The 16201-nt window shown below is 63.4% G+C and carries 18 protein-coding genes; 15 read left to right on the top strand and 3 right to left on the bottom strand.

Going from position 1 to position 16201, the window contains the following annotated elements; genetic code table 11:
- Positions 1-3 precede the first annotated feature (3 nt).
- From lepB to HMPREF3172_RS01610, 7 genes are all read left to right on the top strand, one after another.
- The gene (gene lepB / locus HMPREF3172_RS01580; RefSeq protein WP_019174829.1) at positions 4-675 is read left to right on the top strand and encodes a signal peptidase I; all 672 of its coding nucleotides are present in this window, start codon (positions 4-6) and stop codon (positions 673-675) included.
- Complete coding sequence (locus HMPREF3172_RS01585; protein ID WP_070514907.1) at positions 672-1337, top strand: ribonuclease HII; 666 nt, start codon at positions 672-674, stop codon at positions 1335-1337. Before lepB ends, HMPREF3172_RS01585 begins: the two co-directional genes overlap by 4 nt.
- 24 nt (positions 1338-1361) lie before the next feature.
- Positions 1362-1679 carry a DUF2469 domain-containing protein gene (locus HMPREF3172_RS01590; RefSeq protein WP_061943787.1) on the top strand — a complete coding sequence of 106 codons (318 nt, stop codon included), beginning with the start codon at positions 1362-1364 and terminating at the stop codon, positions 1677-1679.
- Between the two features lie 156 nt (positions 1680-1835).
- Positions 1836-2219, top strand: coding sequence for a YraN family protein (locus HMPREF3172_RS01595; RefSeq protein ID WP_019174832.1), 384 nt, complete (start codon positions 1836-1838; stop codon positions 2217-2219).
- Positions 2209-3798 (top strand): YifB family Mg chelatase-like AAA ATPase, encoded by a 1590-nt coding sequence (locus HMPREF3172_RS01600; protein WP_083281359.1) that lies wholly within the window; start codon positions 2209-2211, stop codon positions 3796-3798. Before HMPREF3172_RS01595 ends, HMPREF3172_RS01600 begins: the two co-directional genes overlap by 11 nt.
- On the top strand, positions 3795-5003 hold the full coding sequence (dprA, locus tag HMPREF3172_RS01605; protein WP_070514909.1) for a DNA-processing protein DprA: 1209 nt from the start codon (positions 3795-3797) through the stop codon (positions 5001-5003). The genes HMPREF3172_RS01600 and dprA overlap by 4 nt, the downstream gene beginning before the upstream one ends.
- A 23-nt stretch (positions 5004-5026) precedes the next feature.
- Positions 5027-5989, top strand: coding sequence for a tyrosine recombinase XerC (locus HMPREF3172_RS01610; RefSeq protein ID WP_070423891.1), 963 nt, complete (start codon positions 5027-5029; stop codon positions 5987-5989).
- 46 nt (positions 5990-6035) lie between these two features.
- On the opposite strand, the gene HMPREF3172_RS01615 is transcribed toward HMPREF3172_RS01610, so the two are convergent.
- Both HMPREF3172_RS01615 and HMPREF3172_RS01620 read right to left on the bottom strand, forming a co-directional pair.
- Positions 6036-6737 (bottom strand): NAD(P)H-binding protein, encoded by a 702-nt coding sequence (locus HMPREF3172_RS01615; RefSeq protein WP_082784780.1) that lies wholly within the window; start codon positions 6735-6737, stop codon positions 6036-6038.
- 45 nt (positions 6738-6782) lie between these two features.
- The gene (locus HMPREF3172_RS01620; protein WP_070514911.1) at positions 6783-7799 is read right to left on the bottom strand and encodes a peptidoglycan DD-metalloendopeptidase family protein; all 1017 of its coding nucleotides are present in this window, start codon (positions 7797-7799) and stop codon (positions 6783-6785) included.
- Positions 7800-8194: 395 nt separating this feature from the next.
- Between HMPREF3172_RS01620 and rpsB the strand changes: the two genes are divergently transcribed.
- Both rpsB and tsf read left to right on the top strand, forming a co-directional pair.
- Complete coding sequence (rpsB, locus tag HMPREF3172_RS01625; protein WP_061943801.1) at positions 8195-9052, top strand: 30S ribosomal protein S2; 858 nt, start codon at positions 8195-8197, stop codon at positions 9050-9052.
- 41 nt (positions 9053-9093) lie between these two features.
- On the top strand, positions 9094-9921 hold the full coding sequence (tsf, locus tag HMPREF3172_RS01630; RefSeq protein ID WP_019174839.1) for a translation elongation factor Ts: 828 nt from the start codon (positions 9094-9096) through the stop codon (positions 9919-9921).
- 162 nt (positions 9922-10083) lie between these two features.
- Here the strand turns inward: tsf and HMPREF3172_RS01635 are convergent, their stop codons facing one another.
- Entirely contained in the window at positions 10084-11100 is a 1017-nt protein-coding gene (locus tag HMPREF3172_RS01635; RefSeq protein ID WP_070514913.1) for a YeiH family protein, read from the bottom strand.
- Positions 11101-11222: 122 nt separating this feature from the next.
- Here HMPREF3172_RS01635 and pyrH point away from each other — a divergent pair, with 122 nt between their 5' ends.
- The 6 genes from pyrH to HMPREF3172_RS01665 all read left to right on the top strand — a co-directional run bounded on the left by pyrH (position 11223) and on the right by HMPREF3172_RS01665 (position 16130).
- Positions 11223-11966 carry a UMP kinase gene (pyrH, locus tag HMPREF3172_RS01640; protein ID WP_070514915.1) on the top strand — a complete coding sequence of 248 codons (744 nt, stop codon included), beginning with the start codon at positions 11223-11225 and terminating at the stop codon, positions 11964-11966.
- 27 nt (positions 11967-11993) lie between these two features.
- Positions 11994-12551, top strand: coding sequence for a ribosome recycling factor (gene frr, locus HMPREF3172_RS01645; RefSeq protein ID WP_070514917.1), 558 nt, complete (start codon positions 11994-11996; stop codon positions 12549-12551).
- A gap of 1 nt (position 12552) precedes the next feature.
- A complete protein-coding gene (locus HMPREF3172_RS01650; RefSeq protein ID WP_070514918.1) occupies positions 12553-13467 on the top strand; it encodes a phosphatidate cytidylyltransferase in 915 nt (304 codons plus the stop codon).
- A 67-nt stretch (positions 13468-13534) separates the two neighbouring features.
- A complete protein-coding gene (gene rlmN / locus HMPREF3172_RS01655) occupies positions 13535-14860 on the top strand; it encodes a 23S rRNA (adenine(2503)-C(2))-methyltransferase RlmN (RefSeq protein WP_070514920.1) in 1326 nt (441 codons plus the stop codon).
- A 51-nt stretch (positions 14861-14911) separates the two neighbouring features.
- Positions 14912-15469 carry a DivIVA domain-containing protein gene (locus tag HMPREF3172_RS01660; protein ID WP_070514922.1) on the top strand — a complete coding sequence of 186 codons (558 nt, stop codon included), beginning with the start codon at positions 14912-14914 and terminating at the stop codon, positions 15467-15469.
- A gap of 10 nt (positions 15470-15479) precedes the next feature.
- Positions 15480-16130 (top strand): hypothetical protein, encoded by a 651-nt coding sequence (locus HMPREF3172_RS01665; protein ID WP_070514924.1) that lies wholly within the window; start codon positions 15480-15482, stop codon positions 16128-16130.
- Positions 16131-16201 lie beyond the last annotated feature (71 nt).

Consider the following 16201-nt stretch of genomic DNA (forward strand, 5'->3'; position numbering starts at 1 on the left):
CCGGTGACTGAACGGAAGAAGGACGGCAGCAAGGCCCTGCGGGGGCTGCGTGAAATCGCGATCATCGTGGTGATCGCTCTCGTCGTTTCCTTCGCTATCAAAACCTTCGTCGTCCGCTCGTTCTACATCCCGTCGTCATCGATGGAGAACACACTGCAGATCGACGACCGCATCATGGTCAACCAGCTGCCGTGGAACGAACCGCAGCGCGGACAGATCATCGTCTTCGATGACCCGGGCGGTTGGCTGCCCCCAGACACATCGGGCAGCTACAAGCCGAACCCGGTGCTTGAGTTCCTGGGTCTCGTACCGGCCAACGCCGGCCAGCAGCTGATCAAACGCGTCATCGGCGTCGGCGGCGACACAGTCGAATGCTGCGACGAAAAGGGCCGCCTCAAGGTCAACGGCCAGCCGATTGACGAAACCTACATCAAGCGCGGAACCGACCCTTCGGCCATCAAATTCAAAGTGGAAGTCCCCGAGGGCAGCTACTGGGTGATGGGCGACAACCGCGCAAACTCACTCGATTCGCGCTACAACACCGAATCTGCCGGCGGACCGTTCGTATCGAAGGACAACGTGGTCGGCACGGTGTTCGTCATCAACTGGCCACTGGACCGCTTCTCACGCGTCAAAGCCGCCACCGAAGTCTTCGCCGACGTTCCCAACCCGTGAACGGACTGACTGACCTCAGCCTTGAACGGCAGCTGTACGACGACGGCATCCGACGGGTCATCGGAATGGACGAGGTGGGGCGCGGCTGCACCGCAGGCCCCGTCGGGGTGGGTGCCGTCTGGTTCTCACTCGATGAACTCCTGGCCGAACCCGCTGGCATCCCGGCGGGGCTCAACGACTCGAAACAGATCACACCGGCGCGCCGACCCGGTGTCGCCCAGTCGGTCCGCGACTGGCAGGAGCACGCGCAAGTGAGTTACGCCTCGGCTGCCGAGATCGACGAAATCGGCTTGACAGCAGCACTAGCATTGGCTGGCCGCAGGGCCCTGGCAGAGCTTCCCGAAGCCGACGTCGTTCTGTTGGACGGCAAACACAACTGGCTGTCTTATGAACCGTCCCTTGTGGACGCACACCTGTTTGCCGACGCTGACGCGGCGGTCCCCGAAGTCCGCACCTTCATCAAGGGCGACGGGCGGATTGTCACGATCGCCGCGGCCTCCGTCATCGCGAAGGTCGACCGTGATGCGCTCATGGTCGAACTCGACGCGCAGTTCCCCGAATACGGCTGGGCGGGCAACAAGGGGTACCCCAGCCCCGCGCACAAGCGCGCCGTGACGGAATTCGGGCCCACCGAGTGGCACCGCAGGTCATTTGCCCTCTGAGGGTCGAACACTAGGGTAGGAGCTATGAGCGTCGAAGACCTTGAGGCTTTTGAAGCTGATCTCGAACTGCAGCTGTACCGCGAATACCGCGACGTCATCAGCCTTTTCTCCTACGCCGTGGAAACCGAACGGCGGTTCTACCTGGCCAACTCCGTTGACGTGCAGCAGCACTCCGACGGCCGCGATGTCTTCTTCGAGGTCACGCTCACCGACGCCTGGGTGTGGGACACCTGGCGCACCGCTCGCTTTGTGACGAACGTGCGGATACTCACCTATAAGGACGTCAACATCGAAGAGCTCGCCAAGAGCGATTTCCCCGACCCCGAGGACCTCGACGGCTGAGTCTGCCGCTGTTGTGAGGGTCGGCCACCGGGCGGCTGGGTGCGCTGTTCAGCCAGTGCTCACTTCCGTGCCTGCGCCTGTGGACTGAGGGCAGGTTATCCCCAAGACCTTTGACGAGGTGCCGCTCCACCTGGTCTGCCGGGCACCGTTGGCGGCATGAATGAGCCGCAGAGAAAACCACACAACACAACGCTGGGCGCCAGGGGCGAAGAAATCGCCGCCAACTACCTTGAGCGCGACTGCGATTGGATCATCCTCGACCGCAATTGGCGCTGCCGTGACGGTGAAATCGACATCATCGCCTATGACGACGAAGACGTCGTGTTCGTTGAAGTCAAAACCCGTTCGAGTGCCTTTTCCGGCGACCCGCTGGAAGCTGTTGACTTCCACAAGCTGCGCACCCTGCAGGGCCTGGCCACACGCTGGGTGACCGAGCAGAAGGGCTACATCCCCAGCTACCGGATTGACGTCATCGGAATCTGCTTCGGCGGTGAAGCGCCGACGCTTACCCACATTGAGCAGGTGTTCCATGACTGGTGAAGCACCAACCACGCTGGCCGACGCACCCGCCTACACCGTGATCAAACCGAAGGCCCGGGCCATTGGAGCCACGAGCGCAGTCGCCCTGTGGGGGCTTTCCGGCACGGTCATTGCCGTGGAGGCGAGCATCAACAACGGGCTGCCGGGCATTGACATCGTGGGACTTCCCGACGCCTCGGTTTCGGAAGCGCGCAAACGAGTCCGTGCGGCGGTGTCGAATGTGGGGCTGAGTCTTTCGGCTCAGCGCATCACCGTGAACCTGTCACCGGGCAGTGTGAAGAAAGCCGGAACCGCGTTCGACCTCAGCATTGCGGTGGCGCTGCTCGCGGCAGAAGGGGCTGTCAACCGCGACTCCGCGGCATCGTGTGTCTGCATTGGCGAATTGGGCCTAGACGGCAGACTCCATCCGGTCAACGGTGTGCTGCCCATGGTGTCCGCGCTGCGGAAGGAAGGCCTGCGGCGTGTGATTGTGCCCAAGGCGAATGAGAGCGAAGCTCTCCTGGCTGGCGATGTCGACGTGCGCGGGTGCATCAGTCTGGCCGATGCCGTGCGGGTGCTCGGCGGGGACGTGCGCCCCGTTGACCTCGTGCCGGTTGAGCTGAGCGGTCGGCGGGCAGTTGAGCCGCAGCGTCCGGGTGACCTCGCGGACGTGCAGGGGCAGGACGACGCCCGGTGGGCCCTCGAGGTTGCGGCTGCCGGTGGGCACCACCTGCTGATGAGCGGCCCGCCCGGGGCGGGCAAGACAATGCTCGCCGGCTGCCTGCCTGGTCTGCTGCCGCCCCTGTCACCTGACGAGGCGGTGGAAGCCTGCTCGCTGCAGTCCCTGGACGGCACACTTGATCCCGAGCGGGGGCTTGCCGCTGTTCCTCCCTTTGAATCTCCGCACCACCGCACGACTGCCGCGGCAATGGTGGGCGGTTCCAAACCGGGGATGATCGGTGTGCTGTCAAAAGCCCACAGGGGAGTGCTGTTCCTCGATGAGGCCCCCGAATTCAGTCGCGATGTTCTCGAAGCCATGCGACAGCCCCTGGAAAGCGGAGTGTGCAGTATTCATCGGGCGTGGGGCTCGGTTGACCTGCCCGCCCAGTTTCAGCTTGTGCTGGCAGCAAACCCGTGCCCGTGCGGTGGTTCGACCGGCAGGCAGTGCATGTGCAGTCCCACGGAGAAAAGGCGCTATAGAGCCAAACTGTCCGGTCCACTCATGGACCGCGTGGACATTCAGCTGACAGTGCAGCCCATCAGTCCGGCCGACCTGCACAGAAAAGAAAAGCGCGAAGGCTCAGCAGAAGTCGCACAGCGGGTTGCCCAGGCTCGGCAGGTGCAAGCAGAGCGGTACAGCACAGACGGCTTTTCCCTCAATGCGCGAGCTCCGGGCAGTCGACTGCGGGAGATCTTCCACTTCACACCGCAGGAAACAGCGCACCTGGATACCGCGTTAGAACGCGGAACGCTGTCCATGCGCGGTTACGACCGTGTGCTGCGCATAGCCGCAACAATCGCCGATCTGCGCGGCATTGAACGCCCTGGCCGTGACGAGCTCATGGCGGCGGCCGCACTGAGAACCCAGGAGCAGCTATGACCGATATTGCCGAACTGCGAGCAGCCGCGAACCTCCTGCGCACAGCAGAGCCCACCGACCGGATGCTCGCGGTGTGCATACGCGCCGAAGGCGTGGAAGAAACATGGCGCGCGCTCAGCGAAGCGGCACGCCACGACGGGACAGACAACGCCGGGGCGAAGAGCTTCATCGCGCGCTGTGCGGCCACATTCGGCATCACGGCCAGCACGGAAGCGGTGAGCAAAGCCGCTGAACGATGGCGCGCCAGAATCGCAGGGCACGACGGCGATGCCGACCGTGACCTGAGGATTATGGAACGGCTTGGCGCTCGCCTCGTCACGCCGGACAGCAGCGAATGGCCAGAGCAGCTGGATGACCTCGGTCTGGATGCGCCAACAGCCCTGTGGGTGCGCGGACCGGGCAATCTGGCCGAGCTCGCAGATGTTTCCTGTGCTCTTGTCGGTGCTCGTGCCGCAACCGGTTACGGGACCGCGCTTGCCAAGAACACGGCGTTTGAACTGGCTCGCGACTGCGTGACCGTCATTTCCGGCGGAGCATTCGGCATTGACGCGGCAGCGCACGCCGGGGCTCTTGCTGCATCAAGCGGGCGAGCCTCAACAATCGCGCTCATGGCCGGGGGAGTGGACCGCATGTATCCGCGCGGCAACGCGGACCTGCTGGAAGAGCTGTGCCGCAATCACCTGGTGGTCTCCGAGTGCCCACCGGGTGCCACACCCATGCGGCACAGGTTCCTGGCGCGCAACAGGCTGATAGCCGCACTGTCATCAGCCGTTGTGGTTGTCGAGGCGGGCTGGCGCTCCGGGGCTATCAACACCGCGCATCACGCAGCTGAACTCGGTCGCCCACTGGGTGCATTTCCTGGGCGCGCCTCGGATGTTGAATCCGCCGGATGCCACCGTCTCATACGGGATGCCGGCGCTGTGCTCGTTGCCGAAGCTGACCACGTGCGCGAACTGCTGGGCACGGCGGACATCGCCGAACTGTTCAGCCGGGAAAGTGCACAGGCACACGGCAAACAGGCGGACGGTCTTAGCGATGCCGAGCTCAAAGTGTTCTCCGCACTCCCGGTGCAGCGCGGCGTTGACTGTTCCACTCTCGCAGTGAGGGCGGGATTGGACCCGCAGACCACGACGGCCGCGCTCGCCGCACTCGAACTTGCCGGGCTGGCACAGCGCAGCGGTGACGAGTGGCAGAAGGGCCGGTGAACTGTCCCCGCTATCCTGGATTCATGACCTCGAACCTTCCCCGCGAGGCACTGCCTGCCGAATACGCTTCGGCCCTTGAGGACTACGAGGCTGATCTCACGGTCCATCAGACAGTGTCCGAACACACCCGGCGGGCATACTGTGCCGATGCACAGTCCGTGCTCGAATTCCTTGTGCGCGCCGCCGGCGGGGAACCCATTGCCCTGCGGGACGTCGAACTGGCCAACCTGCGCCACTGGCTCATGGAGATCCACGAAAACGGGGCATCGCCCAGCACAGCGGCACGGCGCATCGCGGGTGTCAGGTCGTTCTTCACATTCCTGCGGCGCAGCGGCCGCATCGAGGCTTCACCCGCCGAGCGTCTGCAGGCACCCAAAAAACCCGGCCGGCTGCCGGCTGTCCTCAAACAGAGTGCCGCTGAAACTGTGCTGGCCAACACCGCGCAGACCCCCAGTGCAGACACGGAGCAGACAGCAGAGCCCACCCCGGTGCAGCTGCGGGACCGAGCCATGGTCGAACTGCTCTACGCCACGGGCATGCGCGTATCAGAACTCACAAGCCTCAACCTGGACTCGATCGACTTCACCAACAAACTCATCACGGTCATCGGCAAGGGGCGCAAAGAACGCCGAGTGCCCTTCGGCGGGCCGTCAGAAGCTGCGCTGAACGCCTGGTTGGACAAGGGGCGGGATGCGCTGGCCGCAGAGCCTGAAGCCCTGTTCGTCGGCGTGCGCGGAAAGCGCATTGACCCGCGTCAAGTGCGCGAGGTCGTAGGGCGGGCAACTGCCGGCTACAGCGATTCCCCAAAGCTGGCACCGCACGGTCTGCGGCATTCAGCGGCAACTCACATGGTGGAAAACGGGGCTGACATTCGCCAAGTGCAGGAAATGCTCGGGCACGCCAGTCTGAGTTCGACGCAGATCTATACGCACGTTTCCCTGCAGCGGCTCAAAGACACCTACCGGCAAGCCCACCCTCGCGCATAAAACGGGATATACGAGTTTGGCCTGCCGATGAACAGGCCGTCTGCTGTCAGCTGCGAGAAAGATTGACCGGCTGCTGGCCTGCGCTTACAGAGTTCGGCTGGCGAAGGAAGTCCCTGAGGGTTGAACTGGGTGTCTGCGAACCAGCCGTAACGTTGATTTCACTGCCTGGCGCGAGGTCTGCATCGAGGACTTCGCAGACGAGGTCGGCGATATCGTCCAGGCGCACAGGCTGGAAGTCGATGTCCGATGAAGCAAGCTGCAGACCGGGCGCCGCATCGATCATCATTGCCGAAGGCCTGATGATTGTGTAGTTCAAACCGGAAATCCGCAGTGCTTCGTCCGCCATGGTCACTGATTCCGGGTGGGCACAGCCCACGGCCGCAGCGAGTTCTGCGCACGGCGTAACCTGCACAAAGCGCTCAACACCGGCAAGCTTGGACGCCTGCTGCGCGCGCAGTGACCCCACAAGGTTGTTGGAGAACACGTCGAAGCTGTTGTCCAACCGCGATCCCGCCGCGTATACGACGGAGTGGACCCCGCTGAGGGTTTCGGCGAGTTCCTCGATTGCTGAGCGGGAAACATCGGCCAGGACGGGGGATACGCCGAGGTCAGAAAGCTCCATCTGCTCGTACATCTGTTCCGGGCGGCGCACAATTGAAACGACCTCGTCCGGGTACCTGTCGGTAATAGCTTTGCCGAGGCGGCCAGCGCCGCCGATGATTGCCAAACGGGGGTTCTGGGGATTCACAGCTTCAGAATGCCTGAAGACCGCGCGGGGGCCAAACCGGGCACATTACTGTCCCGTATCTCGGTATTCCCAGTGCCACGGCTCAGGCAGAGAGCCCGATGGCTCTGCCCATGGCGGGTGCACCCAGCCGAAGCGGGCGGCGTTCGACTTCATCCACTGATGCTGCGGTGTGCCGAACCTGTTGATGCCAGAGCCCAGGTCCACGGCCAGCGCCCACCCGTGGTTTGAGCGTCCAGGAGTTGCTGCCCATTTGCCTTTGCGGCGTTTGAGTGCCACCTGCGTTTGGTAGTCGCGGTAGGAGTCGGTCACTGAGATCGGATGGCCAAACCTCTGGGCAAAAGCAGCTGACAGCGCATCAAATGATTTCGCAGCATCGCATCGCAGCCTGTGGCCTGGAGCCGACCGCAGCGGGCACAGGGCAACCGCCGGGATCTGTCCGTTGCTGTAGCCGCCCCATGCGCCAGCGCCTGACTTTGCAACAGAGCCTCCCTGTGCCGCGGCCGGCAAGCGGTCCGGTGCCTGCCCTTCGGGCAGCAGGATCGAGGCGTCGGAAACAAAGAAATCAGCCGGATTCAGATAGTCCTTAGCCCGGTCCAGCCTCCACACGCCGACGTGGACACAGCCCTCAGAACAGTGCGAAGCGTCCGCAACGGTGCCGATCACCTGCCCGGCAGCAACCTGATCGCCCTTGCGCACAGTGCTCGCAACGGGTTCGAACGACACCGCGTAGCCGCCCACTTCGAGACTGACAACCGGTTTTCCGGCGACCTTCCCGGCAAAGCGCACGGTGCCTGTGGCAGGGGAGCGGATCGGTTCGCCGACGGCGGCGGCGACATCGATCCCACGGTGGCCCGCCTTCCAGTTCTGTTCGGGCTTGTCGAAAGCGCGCACAATCTGCAGGCCCGGAACGGGAGTCAGCCAACGGGGCGCAGCTTCAGCACCGGCGCCGTCGGCGTTCTGTGCGTAGGCAGAGGGCGGCCCGCCCACCATGGTCAGCGCGGCAAAAACAGAAGCTGCGATAACAGCAACAGCAGAAGATAGAGCAGAGGTGATGACTTTCATGCACTCAGTTCAGCCCGTCCCCTCACCTTGCCGCGAGGCCCGGAAAACACCTGTGGGAAAGTCCGGCGAAATCCCCAGCCGCGAGAACTGAAGTCACTTCCACCCGGGAGTTCCACCTCGGCGGCCCTGGCCTGCGGCAGCCCCGTTTTGTCTGGGTTGCCCGACAGCGTAGAATGAAACCAGCAGAAGCGTGTCCGCTTCTGACTTCGCGCATCCGATTCAACCGATCTGCCGAAGGTGCGCGCTGTCCACAGCCAACGGATCCCAAGTCCGGTGGAAAGCGCGTCGACAGATCCACGGGTGCCAGGATCAACCGAAAACCGTTCCGCGGTCTATGCCCACGGGCTCACCGCAGGAACCCTAGGCGCGCAAGCGCAGAGAAAGGAGACCTCGGCATGGCCGTCGTCACCGTTCGCCAGCTGCTCGAATCCGGCGTTCACTTTGGTCACCAGACCCGCCGTTGGAACCCGAAGATGAAGCGCTTCATCTTCACCGAGCGCAACGGCATCTACATCATCGACCTGCAGAAGTCGCTGGGTTACATCGACACCGCCTACGACTTCGTGAAGGAAACCGTCGCACACGGCGGTTCGATCCTCTTCGTCGGCACGAAGAAGCAGGCTCAGGAAGCAATCGCAGAACAGGCCACCCGCGTGGGCCAGCCCTACGTCAACCAGCGCTGGCTCGGCGGTATGCTCACCAACTTCCAGACGATCGCCGGTCGTCTGCGCCGCCTGAAGGAACTCGAAGAAATCGACTTCGAGGACGCAGCTGGCGAAGGCCGCACCAAGAAGGAACTGCTCATCCTGTCCCGCGAAAAGGACAAGCTCGAGCGCACCCTCGGCGGTATCCGCGACATGCAGCGCACCCCGTCGGCCGTGTGGGTTGTCGACACCAAGAAGGAACAGCTGGCCGTTGACGAAGCCCGCAAGCTCGGCATCCCGGTCATCGCTATCCTCGACACCAACTGCGACCCCGACGTTGTCGACTACCCGATCCCGGGCAACGACGACTCGATCCGCTCCGTCAAGCTGCTGACCCGCGTGGTTGCAGACGCAGTCGCCGAAGGCCTCATCAAGCGCCACGGCGGCAGCGAAGAGGGCGAAAAGAACGTTTCCGCCGTCGAACCGATGCCCGAATGGGAGCGCGAACTCCTCGAAGGCAAGTCCGAAGGCGCCGAAGACAAGGCCGAAGCTGACAAGGCTGACGCCGAAAAGGCCGAAGACAAGGCCGCTGACAAGCCCGAAGCCTGACCACACGTCCCTTCGACCCCGTATCTTCCAAAGGAGATTCCATGGCGAACTACACCACAGCTGACATCAAGGAGCTGCGCGAAAAGACCGGCGCAGGCATGATGGACGTCAAGAAGGCACTCGACGAAGCCGCTGGCGACAAGACCAAGGCCGTTGAGATCCTCCGCGTCAAGGGCCTGCAGGGCGCTGCCAAGCGCGAAGGCCGTTCCACCTCGGACGGCGTTGTTCTGGCACGCGTCGAAAACGGTGTCGGCACCATGATCGAGTTCAACTCGGAAACCGACTTCGTTGCCAAGTCCGACACCTTCAGCAAGCTCGCTGAAGAGGTCCTCGACCTGGCCGTTGCGAACAACGCCGACAACGCTGAAACCCTGCTGAACACCGAAATCGACGGCAAGCCGGTTTCGCAGATCATCACCGAAGGCGGAGCATCGCTCGGCGAAAAGGTTGACCTGCGCCGCGTGGGCCGCATCGAAGCTCCTTCGATCGCGCAGTACATGCACCGCACCAACAAGGACCTGCCCCCGCAGGTCGGCGTTCTCTTCGCCTACGAAGGCGGCGACGACCAGGTTGCACACGATGTCGCAGTGCACATCGCAGCCATGTCGCCCAAGTTCTTCTCGCGCGAAGACGTTCCCGCTGAGGTCGTCGAAAAGGAGCGCGAGGTCGCCCTTGAGACCGCTAAGAACGAAGGCAAGCCGGAGCGCGCCATCCCGAACATCGTGGAGGGCCGCGTCAACGCATTCTTCAAGGACAACTGCCTGCTGGACCAGGGCTTCGCCAAGGAGCCCAAGACCCCGGTTTCGGCTGTTCTGAAGGAAGCCGGCATCGACGCGAAGGGCTTCCTGCGCTTCCGCGTGGGCGTCTGATCGTCTGAACTGCTGAAATGCCTCCTCGGCTCACTGCCGAGGGGGCATTTCTGTGTCTGGGTTTCCTCCGCCGAGCTGTTTGGGCGGGCTGGTCGGCAGGGTCAGCACGCAAGACTCACGAGGCGCCGCTCGGCTGCCCCTGTTCCTGCCGGGGAGTTCGGCTCAGGCGACGAGCAACGCCCCGCCCAGTGCTGTTGCAGCAACGCCGACGGTTACGAGGGCAGCAAGAATGAGCGGTCGCACACCCATGCCGATGAGCGATCGGAAGTGCACGCCGAGACCCAGCCCGAACATCGCGGCGGTCAAGAAGATCTTCTGCACCCAGTCTGCTCCCGTGAGGAACCAACCGGGAAGGGGCAGGAAGGTGGTTGCGACGGCTGCCGCGATGAACAGCGCAACCCACAGCGGCACAAGGGGCACACGAGCCGAAGATTCTGTGCCCTCTGATGCTCCGCCTCGTGCCATCCAGCGGCCCAGGAAGAACACGACCGGGGCGAGCATGAGCACCCGGGCGAGTTTGACGATGACAGCCGGCTCCAAAGCCGCGGAGCCCAGGATCCCGCCGATGGCGGCAACCTGCGCGACCTCGTGCACACCCGCACCCGTCCAAATGCCCGCGGTGCGCGGATCGAGGTGCCACAGACCGGCAAGCGGGGGCACCACACCGATCATGATGGTGCCGAACAGCACCACGAGAGCAACCGCGGCAGCAGTGTCCTCTTTGCGGGAACGCAGAGTGCTCTGCGCCCCGGCAACAGCAGCGGCGCCGCAGATGGAAAAACCGCAGCCGATCAGCATCGAAAGATCACGGCCCACTCCCAGCAGGCGGCCAAGGCCCACGCTGAGGAAGAAGCCTCCCGCCACAAGAACCACGACGAGCACAATCACGAGCGGACCCATCGCAGCAATATCCGTCAAAGACAGCTGAAAACCCAAGGCGATGATCGCAGCACGCAGCAGCGGTTTCGACGCAAAGGCAACACCGGGATCAAAGCGTGCAGGAAGCTCAGGCAGCAGATTGCGCACAAGCATCCCCAGCACAATGGCCATGAGAACAGAGCCGGTATGGGGAACAAAGGCCGCAAGACCAAAGGCCGCCGCAGCGGCAGCACCGCACAGCAGCAGGCCCGGCAACAGGTTCAGCAGTGCGGACGGGAGGGAACGGGCGGACGTATTCACCCCTCTACTATGCTCCTGGTCGATGTGGGTGCTGAAGCCGCCCCCGCCGCACACGGCGGAATACAGAAACAGCAGGCCCGGATGGGTAGACTGGGAACGATCCAACCGAAGGAAGGAAGCAGATGCCGCACACTGTGAGCGAGAGTCCGAAACCCGAAGCCACACACCGGCGCAGGGTACTCCTCAAACTCTCCGGCGAAGTGTTCGGCGGCGGCTCGGTCGGCGTGAACCCCGATGTCGTCGCATCTGTCGCTCGTGAAATCGCCCCCACTGTCGGCGAATTCGAAATGTCGATCGTCGTCGGCGGCGGCAACTTCTTCCGCGGGGCTGAACTGCAGAACCGCGGCATGGACCGCACCCGCGCTGACTACATGGGCATGCTCGGCACCGTCATGAACTGCCTTGCACTTCAGGACTTCCTCGAACAGCTCGACGTCGACACGCGCGTGCAGACCGCGATCCCCATGCCGCAGGTGGCCGAAAGCTACATTCCGCGCCGCGCCATGCGCCACATGCAGAAAGACCGCGTGGTCATCTTCGGCGCAGGTGCAGGCCTGCCGTTCTTCTCAACCGACACCGTCGCCGCCCAGCGCGCACTCGAAATCCACGCTGACGAAGTCCTCGTGGCAAAGAACGGCGTCGACGGCGTCTACACGGCAGACCCCAAAACCGATCCGACCGCAAAGAAGCTCGACAGCATCTCCTACCAGGACGCTCTGCAGCGCGGGCTCAAAGTGGTCGACGCGACCGCTTTCAGCCTGTGTATGGACAACAACGTCGCAATGCGCGTCTTCGGTATGGAAGGCGAAGGAAACCTGCGCTCGGCCATCATGGGCGAGAACATCGGCACCGTGCTCTCTGCCTGAGAGCCAGCACTATTCATAGGAGACACAATGATCGATTCTGAGCTTAAGGACGCACGCGGCCGTATGGACGGTGCCGTCGAGGCCACCCAGGAGAACTTCGGATCGGTGCGCACCGGTCGCGCCAACCCGCAGCTTTTCGCCAACATCATGGTCGAGTACTACGGAGTGCCCACCCCGCTGCAGCAGCTGGCATCCTTCCAGGTTCCCGAAGCGCGCACCCTCCTGATTTCGCCGTTCGACCAGTCGGCTCTCGGCAACATCGAAACCGCGCTGCGCAATTCCGACATCGGTGCCAACCCCGCCAACGACGGCAACGTCATCCGCGTGGTTCTGCCGGAGCTGACCGAAGAGCGTCGCCGTGACTACGTCAAGATCGTCCGCGGCTACGCGGAAGACGGCAAGGTCTCCATCCGCAATGTCCGCCGCCGCGCCAAGGACACCCTCGAGAAGTTCCAGAAAGACGGCGACCTCGGTGAAGACGAAGTCCGCGCGGGTCTTGCGGAACTCGACGAGCTGACGAAGAAGAAGACCGACGAAATCGACACGCTTCTCGCAGCAAAAGAAAAAGACCTGATGGAAGTCTGAATTGACTGCTCAATCACCTTCGACTTCCTCGGGCGACAGCGCAGCAGAGCAAGCGCCGTCGCCTGAGGAAGTCACCCCTCCGGCGGAAAAGGACTACGGACGGGCCGGGCGCAACCTGCCGGCCGCAATCGGGGTCGGTGTTGGAATCGGCGGGGCCGTACTGGCCAGCATTCTCATCTACCCTCCGGCCTTCCTCGTCGTCGCAATCATCGGCGTTCTCGCCGCCACCTGGGAACTGTCCACCGCGCTGTCACGCTCCGGAGCGGACGTCTACCGACCGCTGACCATGATGGCTGCGGCAGGGCTCGTGCTGTCGAGCTGGTTCGGCGGACGCGAAGCCGTGTGGGTGGCGTTCACCCTGTCAGCGGGCATCATCATGCTCGTGTCGCTGATGACCGGGCGGCCCAACCCGGTGAAAGAAGTATCGCTGTCGCTGTTCGCCCTGACCTACGTCGGTCTTATGGCGGCGTTCATCATACACATCCTGCACCAGCCGCAGGGCGATCTTCTGCTCATCACGTTCTTGGCACTTGCCGTGTCCTCTGACACCGGCGGGTACGGGTTCGGAGTCCTGTGGGGCAAGCACCCCATCGCCCCGAAGATCTCACCGAAGAAATCCTGGGAGGGCTACGCCGGTTCAACCGTCTTCTCCGTGACCGTCGGAATCTGCATGGCCGTCTTCGCCTTCGACGTGCAGTGGTGGGAAGGCGCCGTGCTCGGCCTGGTGATTCCGGCCTTCGCCACGCTCGGCGACTTTTCGGAATCCATGATCAAACGCGACCTCGACCTCAAAGACATGGGCAACCTGCTGCCCGGCCACGGCGGTGTCATGGACCGACTCGACTCGATTCTGCCCAGCGCACCCGTCGTGCTCGTGCTCTACACGATCCTGCCGGGATTCATCACCACCGCCTGACACATGCGGCTGTTACACGCTCCCCGTGGCCCGAAGCCCAGGGGAGCTTTGGAATAATAGGGGAGTCATGAGCACTACGCGTCGCAAACAGGTCCGCCCCGTCGTCGAACACGAAGACGGCACAACATCCAAGACGCCCACCCGCGATGGCCGCCCGCTGCTGAACTTTCGCGCCCCGCGCGTCACCCAGCCGCCACGGCACTTCGCAGACATGTCGATGGATGAACGGCAGGAAGCCGTCCGCGAACTCGGACTGCCCGCCTTCCGCGCCAAACAGCTGTCCAACCACTACTTCCAGCGCAACATCACCGACCCCGCGCTCATGACGGACATCCCCGCTGACAAGCGCGATGCCCTTGCCGAAGCCTTCTTCCCACCGCTGCTGACAGAAGTCCACCGGCTGAAGACCAAAAACGGCGACACCATCAAATTCCTGTGGCGACTTTTCGACGGAGCACTCGTCGAATCAGTCCTCATGCGCTACCGCAACCGCATCACACTGTGCGTGTCATCCCAGTGCGGCTGCGGTATGAACTGCCCGTTCTGCGCCACAGGCCAGCAGGGGCTCACCCGCAACATGTCGACAGCCGAAATCGTCGAACAGGTCGTCCGAGCCAACCAGGTCATTGCGGCAGGAGAACTCGCCCCGACCGCGGAGCCGGACATCAACATGCTCGGCGAACAGGCAGCCGCGGTCGGCGACGAATCCGGTGAATCCGATGCGGGCGCTGACACTGGGAACGACAGGACTGGGGCGAAGCCTTCCGGCACCCAAACACCCGCCGGCGAAGAGCGCGTCACAAACATCGTGTTCATGGGCATGGGCGAACCCCTGGCCAACTACAAGCGGGTCATGAACGCCATCCGCCGCTTCACCGACGCAGCCCCGCACGGACTGGGAATGTCCCCGCGCCGCATCACAGTGTCAACCGTGGGCCTCGTGCCGGGCATCCGCAAACTCATGAACGAAGACATTCCAGTCACGTTTGCCCTCAGCCTGCACGCGCCGGATGACGGGCTGCGCAATGAGATGATCCCAGTCAACACCCGCTGGAACGCCGACGAGGCGATTGACGCAGCCTACGACTACTACCGCACCACGGGCCGCCGAGTGTCAATCGAATACGCGCTCATCAAGGACATGAACGACCACGCGTGGCGCGCGGACCTGCTGGCCAAAAAGCTCAATGCCCGAGGCAGGGGGTGGGTGCACGTCAACCCGATTCCCCTCAACCCCACTCCGGGATCAGTGTGGACCGCATCAGAACCGCAGGTGGCACAGGAATTCGTCGACCGCCTGGTTGCAGCGGGAGTTCCCACCACCATTCGCGATACCCGCGGACAGGACATCGACGGAGCCTGCGGCCAGCTGGCCGCAACCGGCGAGGACTGACCGGCACCGAACACCACAAGCAACAGCACGCATCAGCTAAGAGGAGGCCACATGGAGGAGAACTTCCCCAGAATGTCGGGGTGGAAGTCCGGCTATGACCCCGGACAGGTCGACAGCTTCTTCAAGCGCGCCCGCGAATCCTATGAGCGCGAACACCCCCGCCCGGGTGACCTCGACGCGCGCGCTGTGCGCACTGTCGGCTTTGACCTGGTGCGCCGCGGCTATCACGTCGGAGTGGTCGACGCGGCCCTTGACCGTCTGGAAGACGCCTTCGCGAAGGCCTCCCGCGAACGGCTGATCGCCGAACAGGGCGAAAAGGCGTGGATGGACAGGCTGTCGTCTGCCGCCGGATCCCTGCAGGCCCGTTTGGAGCGCCCCCACGGTGAGCGCTTCGCGCACGCTGCCAGCCGCACCATCGGCTATGACATCGCCGAACTCGATGAACTGTGTGACAAGATCAGCGGCTACTTCACACAGGGCCGTGCTATGAGCGTTGATGAGGTCCGCCGCGTTCTGTTCCGCACTCGTCGCGGTGAGCGTGCCTATGATGAAGACGAAGTCGATGCGTTCATTGACCGCGTCGTTGAAGTCATGGCCTCCGTCGACTGAAGGGACGCCCGTGAACACCGATCTGCACTGGTTCCGCAAGCCTGAGACCAACGGGCCGAAGGACAAGGGCACGTTCAACCCGGTCTTCGAACTGCTCGACCACCCGATTGTGATGGGCCGCGGTGCAGACGAGTTCGCCTCCGGCCAGATCGAACTGAGCTTTGAAGACGCTCTTGATCGGGCGGCTAAGTTCGCCGGGATTCTGCGCGCTGTGGCTGAACCGGCTCCGCAGATGCTCATTCTGGAAGACGGGCTGAAACCCGCCACTCTGCTGTTGGCCGTCCTCGGTGCGATGCGGGTGGGCACATGCGCTGTCATCGGCGCCAAGGGACTCACCCCGCAGCAGAAGGCCAACGCACCGATCCTGCGGCCGGCTGCAGCTGAGGCTTCCTCTGAACAGCCGCAGCCAGCGGGCGAAACCAAAGCGCGCGCCGGAATGCACACGGCCACACGGACCATCGACACCCACTTTGAAGGTGCCGAACTTCTTGCAGACGGACCGGACAGCTCACCGAAACCGGTCGACATGCTCATGAAGCAGGCCGTGTTCAAGCACGCGGCAGCCGAACCTCTGGGGCCGGGGCGTACGCTCATGCGCCTAGACGGCATTGAGGTCACCGCACTGGAGAGCCTCGAAGCGGTCCACACTCTGCTGCGCTGAGCCAGCACACGACTGAGCCAGCACACACCCGAGCCCGCAGCTGCACCCAACCACAGCCCGCAAAAACCCTG

Origin of the sequence: Brevibacterium sp. HMSC08F02, from assembly GCF_001807555.1 — a bacterium.
Lineage (GTDB): Bacteria > Actinomycetota > Actinomycetes > Actinomycetales > Brevibacteriaceae > Brevibacterium > Brevibacterium ravenspurgense.